Source organism: Microbacterium sp. H6 (assembly GCF_003314775.1).
Classification (GTDB): domain Bacteria; phylum Actinomycetota; class Actinomycetes; order Actinomycetales; family Microbacteriaceae; genus Microbacterium; species Microbacterium oxydans.
Genome location: NZ_QOAY01000271.1, coordinates 1 through 6,649 on the forward strand (window position 1 = coordinate 1; position 6,649 = coordinate 6,649).

Here is a 6,649-nt window from a genome sequence, read left to right on the forward strand (position 1 = left end):
CCGGGTAGTCGAGCGTGAACCCGCCAGACGCGTCGGTCGTGGCCGTCACCGGACCGCCGACGTTCCCGCCACCCGGCGCCGTCAGCTGCACGGACACCTGCGTGCTCGCCGGCCAGTTCGTACCGGTCACCGGAAGGCTCGTGCCCGCCTGCACCGTGTCAGCGGCATCGACAGCCGCGGCGGCCGTGACCTCCGTGGTGTCGATCGCCGTGACGGCACCTGCGGTCGCCGTCACGGTGTATGCCGCACCCGGAGCCGCAGAAGCGGGAACCGGGTAGTCGAGCGTGAAGTCACCCGAGGCGTTCGTAGTCGCCGTGACAGGGCCGCCGACGTTCGCGCCGCCGCCCGGAGCTGTCAGCTGCACGGACACCTGGGTGTTACCCGGCCAGTTCGATCCCGTGACCGGAAGGCTGGTGCCCGCCTGCACGGTGGCTGCGGCATCGACGGCGGCCACGGGGGCGTCCGTCACCTCGGTGGTGTCGGTCGCCGTCTGCGTGCCCACCGATGCCGTCACCGTGTAGCCGGTGGCCGCGGGTGTGCCGGCCGGAACAGGGTAGGCGACCGTGAAGGTGCCGGAACCGTCGGTGGTGACCAGTACGGGGCCGCCCACGTTCGGGCCGGAAGCCGGAGCCGACAGCTGCACCGAGACCTGGGTGTTCGCAGGCCAGTTGGCACCGGAGACCGCGAGATCCGTCCCCGCCTGTACGGCCGGGGCGGCATCGACCGTCGCCGCGGCCGTCACCTCGGTCGTATCCGTCGCCGAGACGGCGCCTGCCGTCGCGGTGACCGTGTACCCGGTGCCCACCGTCGTCGCCGTCGGGACGAAGTAATCGACCGTGAATGCACCGTTGCCGTCGGTCGTGACCGGAACAGGGTCGTTCACGATCCCCCCGCCGGGTGCGGTCACCTGCACGGAGACCTGCGTGTTCGCGGGCCAGCCGGAGCCGGTCACGGGCAGGTTCGTCCCCGCCTGGACGGTCGGGGCCGCGTCGATAGCCGCCACAGCTGCCGCGGCAGCCTTGACCGTCGAGGAACCGAGATCGAGAGCGACCCCGCCTCCGACGGCCGGGAGCAGGTTCACTCCGAGCGCACGCACCGTGAAGCTGCCGCCCGGAATGTCTCCCGTCGCCGGCTGCTCGTTGATGGTGATGGTCGCGATGTCCGACAGCACGCCCTGGAGCACGGGATCGAGCGTCGTCAGCACGGGACCCGTGAGAGCGGCGAGTGCCGGCTGCACGAGCGGGATCACGCTGGTCAACGCGGTGTTCACGAGCGGACCCGTCGTCGTGGCGACCGCATTCGTCACCGTCGCGACCACCGGGTTCAGGAGCACGCCGATGTTGAGGCCGGCCAGGGTGATGTCGGTCGCGACCGTGGGAACGGGAGTGGCGGTGCCGGCGAACTGCGCCAGTGAACCCTTGACCGTGACGTCGCCCGACACGAGCGGCGTCCCGGTGAGCGGCACCGTGAGGTCGACGCCGACCGTGATCGTCACCTGGAGGGCGTCGAGCGTCGACTTCAGGATCGTGGAGACCTTGCCGTTCAGGCTGTTCGGGTGCGTGCCCGTGAGTGCGGAGGTGATCCCCTGCTGGATGGCGGAGATCGTCGTGGCGGAGAGCACCGGGGTGTTCGCCGGCAGTGTGTTGAGGTTCGCGCCCGCGCCGGTCTCGACGAGGATCTTGGCGAGATCGACCGAGACCGTGCCGGTGCTCAGGTCGACGAGAACCGAACCGGTCGTGTTCTCGACCGGGGTCTGCAGCACCTGCGTCGTCACGGTCTGCCCGACCGTGTCGAGCCCCGCGATCGAGACGGTGCCCCCTGTCGCGGTGAAGGCGGCGACGAGCGGCACATCGGGGATCGCGTTGATCGTGTTGACGATCGTGGTGGTGAGGGCGGTCAGCGCGCCGCCGGGACCGGCGAGGTTGCTCACGGGAGTGACGGTGCCCTGGATCGCGGAGGCGAGGGTGCCGGAGAGCCCGGCGACCAGGTTGCTGTGCAGATCGAGGTTCAGGTCGGCGATGCGGTACTCGGACGTCACCGTTCCCGCGTTCGACTCGGCACGCGACGCGAGGGCGCCGATGCCGATGGAGGCCTGGTCGAGGACCGCATCGGTCAGACCCGCCACGGCGAGCTGGTCGAAGAGGTCTGTGAGCTCGAGGGTGCCGGGGTTCACGCTGCCGTCGATGGCGCCGGTGTCGACAGCCCCACCCGAGGTGATCGTGCCCGAAGAGGCGATCGACTGGGTCTGCGTCGGCGAGGAGCTGAAGCTCTGCGCAGCGCCCAGGTCGCCGAGCCGCAGCAGACCCGGCGTGGTGCCGTCGGTCAGCAGCGGCACGTTGAGGGTGCCCACGTCGATGTTGAGCGCCTCGAGCAGTCCGACGTTCAGTCCGCCGAGCTCCGAGCCAGGGGCGGCCGGGTTGCTCGTCAGCGTGTGACCGAGCGCGGCGATGTCGAGTCCGCCGAGCAGTGCGGCCGGCAGCTGGATGATCTGCCCCTGCGCGACCGACGGATCGTTCGGATTCGCCGCGTCCAGCGCATTCGCCGCTGTCGGCACCAGTGCACTTGCGAGGATCACCGCGCCGACGGTGACGCCGGCGATGCTTCCTCCTGCTGCTCTGCGTCGCCGCAGAGTCCTCTCCTGCAATTCCATTCGCTACTCCCGTGTGATGCGATCTTCCGCGTCACATGGCCCCCCCACGGGTCGACGTCAGTCGGCCGAGCGATGTTGAGGACAGTTCTACGGGATACGGGACGCGTTGTCCAGCATTCGTCCAGAGAACTTTTCAGCCATCGTCATCGTCCGAGACACTTCGCCATCGGCCGACATCGGACCCGCGATCGAGGGTTCGCCGACACGACGAAACGCCCCGCGGCCGAAGCCGTCGAGGCGTTTCGCGAATGCCCTCGGGTGTTACAGCGAGAGCCCGTGACCGAAGCGGAACAGCGGGTCGGTCGTGTCGAACGGGACGTCGGGACGCGAGGCCTCGACAGCCGCCATCGAGCGCGGCAGGTCGAAGGGCAGTCGACCCTGCGCGGGGAACGCACCGCTGAGCACGTCCAGCAGCGCCGTCCCGGAAGCACCCCAGTTCACCGTGATCGCAGCCGCCACCTCGGCGAGCGGCGTCAAGATCGGCGGGCGATCGGCGAGCACGTCGACCACTGTGGGCACGACGGCCGCGACCTCGCCGACATGGGCGATCACGTCATCCGGGAAGTCGAGGGAACCGGCGTGGAAGAAGTTCTCGAACATGGTCGCGCGCTCCTCGAATGGAGCCTGCAGCCGGATGATCGCCAGATCGGCTTCCGACGGCGTCTCGACGACGTCGGCGAACTTTTCAGCCACGGCGACGTCGATGCCCTCGACGTAGAGCTTCGCCCCTCGGGCGAAGGGCAGCGCGCCGTCGTTCGCGAGCACCGTGATCGACGCGCGCTGGGCATCCTCCCCCGCGGCACGGAAGTCGGCACGACCCACGATCTCGTCGGCGGCGTCCTCGTCGACGTAAGGGTTCTCGAACAGTCCGAGCTCGAACTTCTCGCGCAGGATGCGTCGTGCGGAGATGTCCAGCCGGGCCTCGGTGATCTCACCGTCGGCGATGAGCTCGAGCAGCAGCTCCGGGTTCGCCTCACCGCCGAATTGATCGACGCCCGCATCGAGCACCTTCTTCATCCGCTCGCGAGGCGTGAGGTCTTCCACGCCCCAGGCACGCGCCGGGAACGGCTGCCCGAAGATCTCGGAGTCGCTGATCAGGCCCCAATCGGTGCACACCAGACCGTCGAAGCCGTAGCGCTCGCGGAGCAGACCCGTGATCACCGACTTGTTGAAGCCGAAACCCACCTCCTCGTACTCCGTGCCGACGGGCATCCCGTAATACGGCATCATCTGCCGGGTACCCGCGGCGAGCGCGTCTTCGAACGGCTTCAGGTGAAGCTCGAACTCGCCGCCAGGATAGACCTGCTCGCGGCCGTACGGGAAGTGCGGATCCTCGCCGTCCTTCTGGGGGCCGCCGCCGGGGAAGTGCTTCGTCATGGTCGATACCGAGCCAGGCCCGAACGACTTCCCCTGGAAGCCGCGGATGTAGGCCGCGCCGAGCTTTCCCGACAGCTCGGCGTCTTCGCCGAACGTCGCCGTCTGGCGCGCCCAGCGCGGCTCGGTCGCGAGGTCGACCTGCGGGTGCAGTGCCACGCGCAGACCGACGGCCGTGTACTCCTGGCGGGCGATGTCGGCGAAGCGCTCGACGAGCTCCTCGTCGCGGGTGGCCGCGAGGCCGAGCGTCTCCGGCCACTGCGAGAAGGGCCCTGCCAGGATCGACGCTCCCGGATTCTCGCTGAACGAGTGCCGGGGGTCGGTGGAGAGCGTGACCGGGATGCCGAGGCGCGTGGACGCCGCGAGCCGCTGCAGGGCGTTCTGCCACGCGGCGATCTCCCGGCCGGTGGGCGCGGCACCCAGCAGGTTGAAGTGCGTCATCTGCTTGGACTCGAGGAACTCGCGGGCCGACGGCGTCGCGAACACCGGGTTGGGCTCCTCGAGGTCGCCGATCGCGATCATGGTGTGGAAGAAGAGCCCTGCCTTCTCCTCGATGGTCATGGCATCGAGCAGCAGCTGCACCCGCTCGTCGACCGAGAGATCGGTGTCGAGCCAGGGGCGCGCGATGGTGGTCTCTGTCATGGTCACTTAACTCCCTTGATGCGGTAGACGAGCACGGCACCGGCCAGCGCGACGACCGCACCGAACAGGTACCACGTGGTGTAGCCGCCCAGCGGCGTGGCCGCCCCGATGGCGATGATGCCCGGCGCGATCGCGGGGGCGATCGACTGCGGCAGCGCGTTGGCGATGTTCAGCACCCCGAGGTCCTTCGCCACGTCGTCCGGGTTGGGCAGCACCTCGGTGGCGAGGGCGAGGTCGACCGAGAGGAACGATCCGGCCCCGAGCCCGATGATGGCCTGGGCGATGATGACGGTCGTGATATCGGGGGCGATGGCGAGGATGACCAGGCCGACCACCATGATCACACCGGCGACGGCGACGAAGGGACGGCGCTTGCCGATCTTGTCGGAGAGGAAGCCGCCGAGCGGGGAGGAGATCGCCATCGCCGCCATCGAGGCGAGGTTGGCCGCGAGGATGACGCCCACCGCACCCTGCTCGTCGAGGCCGAACTTGGTGACGAGGTACAGCGGCAGGAAGGTGGCGATGCCGGCATAGCCGAACATCACGAAGAACTTGGTGAGCCAGGTCCAGCCGAAGTCGGGGTGCTTGCGCGGGTTGAACACGAACGAGCCGAAGAACATCCCGATCGTGAACTTCTCGGCGGGCTTCTCGGTGAGGCGGCGGTCCTTCAGGATCAGGACGAAGATGATCACCAGGATCAGTGCGATCACGCCCGGCACGACGAAGCGCTCGAAGTCGCCGGGCAGGAAGTTCACCAGGAAGCTGCCGGCGAGGATGCCGATCGGGGTGGTGATGCCGATGATGCCCGACACCTTGCCGCGGCTCGTGACCGGCACCTGGTCGGGCAGGGTCGCGTTCGCCGCCGCGAGCACGGCGTTCATCGCGGTCTGCACGAGGCACCAGGCGAGCAGGACCATCCAGACGGAGTTCGCGGACCCGATGAGGAAGAACCCGCCGAGGCCGACGACGGCACCACCCAGGATCCACGGACGACGCATGCCCCAGCGCGAGGTCGTGCGGTCGGAGAGCCTGCCGACGAGGGGGTTCGCCACGAGGGCGAAGATCGCACCGACGCCCATCACGAGTCCGAGGCTTCCCTCGGTGTTGACGGGGTCGATGTGCTGGATCTTGAACGCCATGGACACCATCACCGGGGTGAGAAGCGCCAGGAAGACACCGAAGTTCACCGCGGCGAGGCCGGGGGTGTAGCCGCGCGGAGTCTTGGGCGGCGTGGTCCCTGGGGCCTTGAATCCCGTGGTGCCCACCGCGGCCGCGTTGGCGGCGGATGACAGCTCTGTCATGACAGTCCTTTCGATTCACCGCACATCTTCGGGCGATGCGGTTCTGGCATGACAGTACACCAATCTCGACCGATTGGTAAGTCAAACCAGACCGATTGGTAATGAACGAGGATAGAGTGATGACGGAGGATGCGATGACGATGACGGCGACCGGCACCCGTCACTCGCGCGCCGTCGCGACGAGGCAGCGCATCCTCACCGCCGCGCACGATCTGTTCGTGACCCGCGGTTACCGATCCACGTCGCTGCGCGACATCGCCGCAGCCGCCTCCGTCAGCCACCCGGGCCTGCTCGGGCACTTCGCCTCGAAGGACGATCTGCTCGGAGAGGTGGTCGCCGGGCTCGAAGCCGAGAACGAGTCCGTGTTCAGCGCGATCTCGGCCGCATCCGAACCGGGCGAGCTGGTCTTCGCCGGCATCGCCGAGCGCAATGCGCGCACCGCCGGCTACCTCGAGCTGTTCGCGGCCCTCACCGGGGAGGCCTCGGCGCCGGACCACCCCGCGCACGAGCGGATGCGCGAGCGCTACTGCCGGATCCGCGCACTCAGCAACGACGTGCTCGAGGATGCCCAGTACCACGGGGTGGTCGCCGCCGACCGCGATGTCGACGGCGAGGCCGTCCGGCACACGGCGGGGTGGGACGGGCTGCAGCTGCTCTCGCAGTACCTGCCCGATCGGGTGGA

Annotated in this window: 4 protein-coding genes; 1 reads left to right on the top strand and 3 read right to left on the bottom strand. The window is 68.7% G+C overall.

What is annotated here, in order from left to right:
- The 3 genes from DSP71_RS17805 to DSP71_RS17815 all read right to left on the bottom strand — a co-directional run.
- Positions 1 to 2,650: choice-of-anchor G family protein (locus DSP71_RS17805; RefSeq protein ID WP_147251363.1), on the bottom strand; the 2,650-nt coding region annotated here is incomplete at its 3' end.
- Positions 2,651 to 2,911: 261 nt separating this feature from the next.
- Entirely contained in the window at positions 2,912 to 4,666 is a 1,755-nt protein-coding gene (locus DSP71_RS17810; RefSeq protein ID WP_113681727.1) for a glycoside hydrolase family 3 protein, read from the bottom strand.
- A gap of 2 nt (positions 4,667 to 4,668) precedes the next feature.
- Positions 4,669 to 5,967 (bottom strand): MFS transporter, encoded by a 1,299-nt coding sequence (locus DSP71_RS17815; RefSeq protein WP_058632158.1) that lies wholly within the window; start codon positions 5,965 to 5,967, stop codon positions 4,669 to 4,671.
- A gap of 119 nt (positions 5,968 to 6,086) precedes the next feature.
- Between DSP71_RS17815 and DSP71_RS17820 the strand changes: the two genes are divergently transcribed.
- Positions 6,087 to 6,649, top strand: a 563-nt coding sequence (locus DSP71_RS17820; protein ID WP_258546530.1) for a TetR/AcrR family transcriptional regulator, incomplete at its 3' end; no start/stop codon positions are given.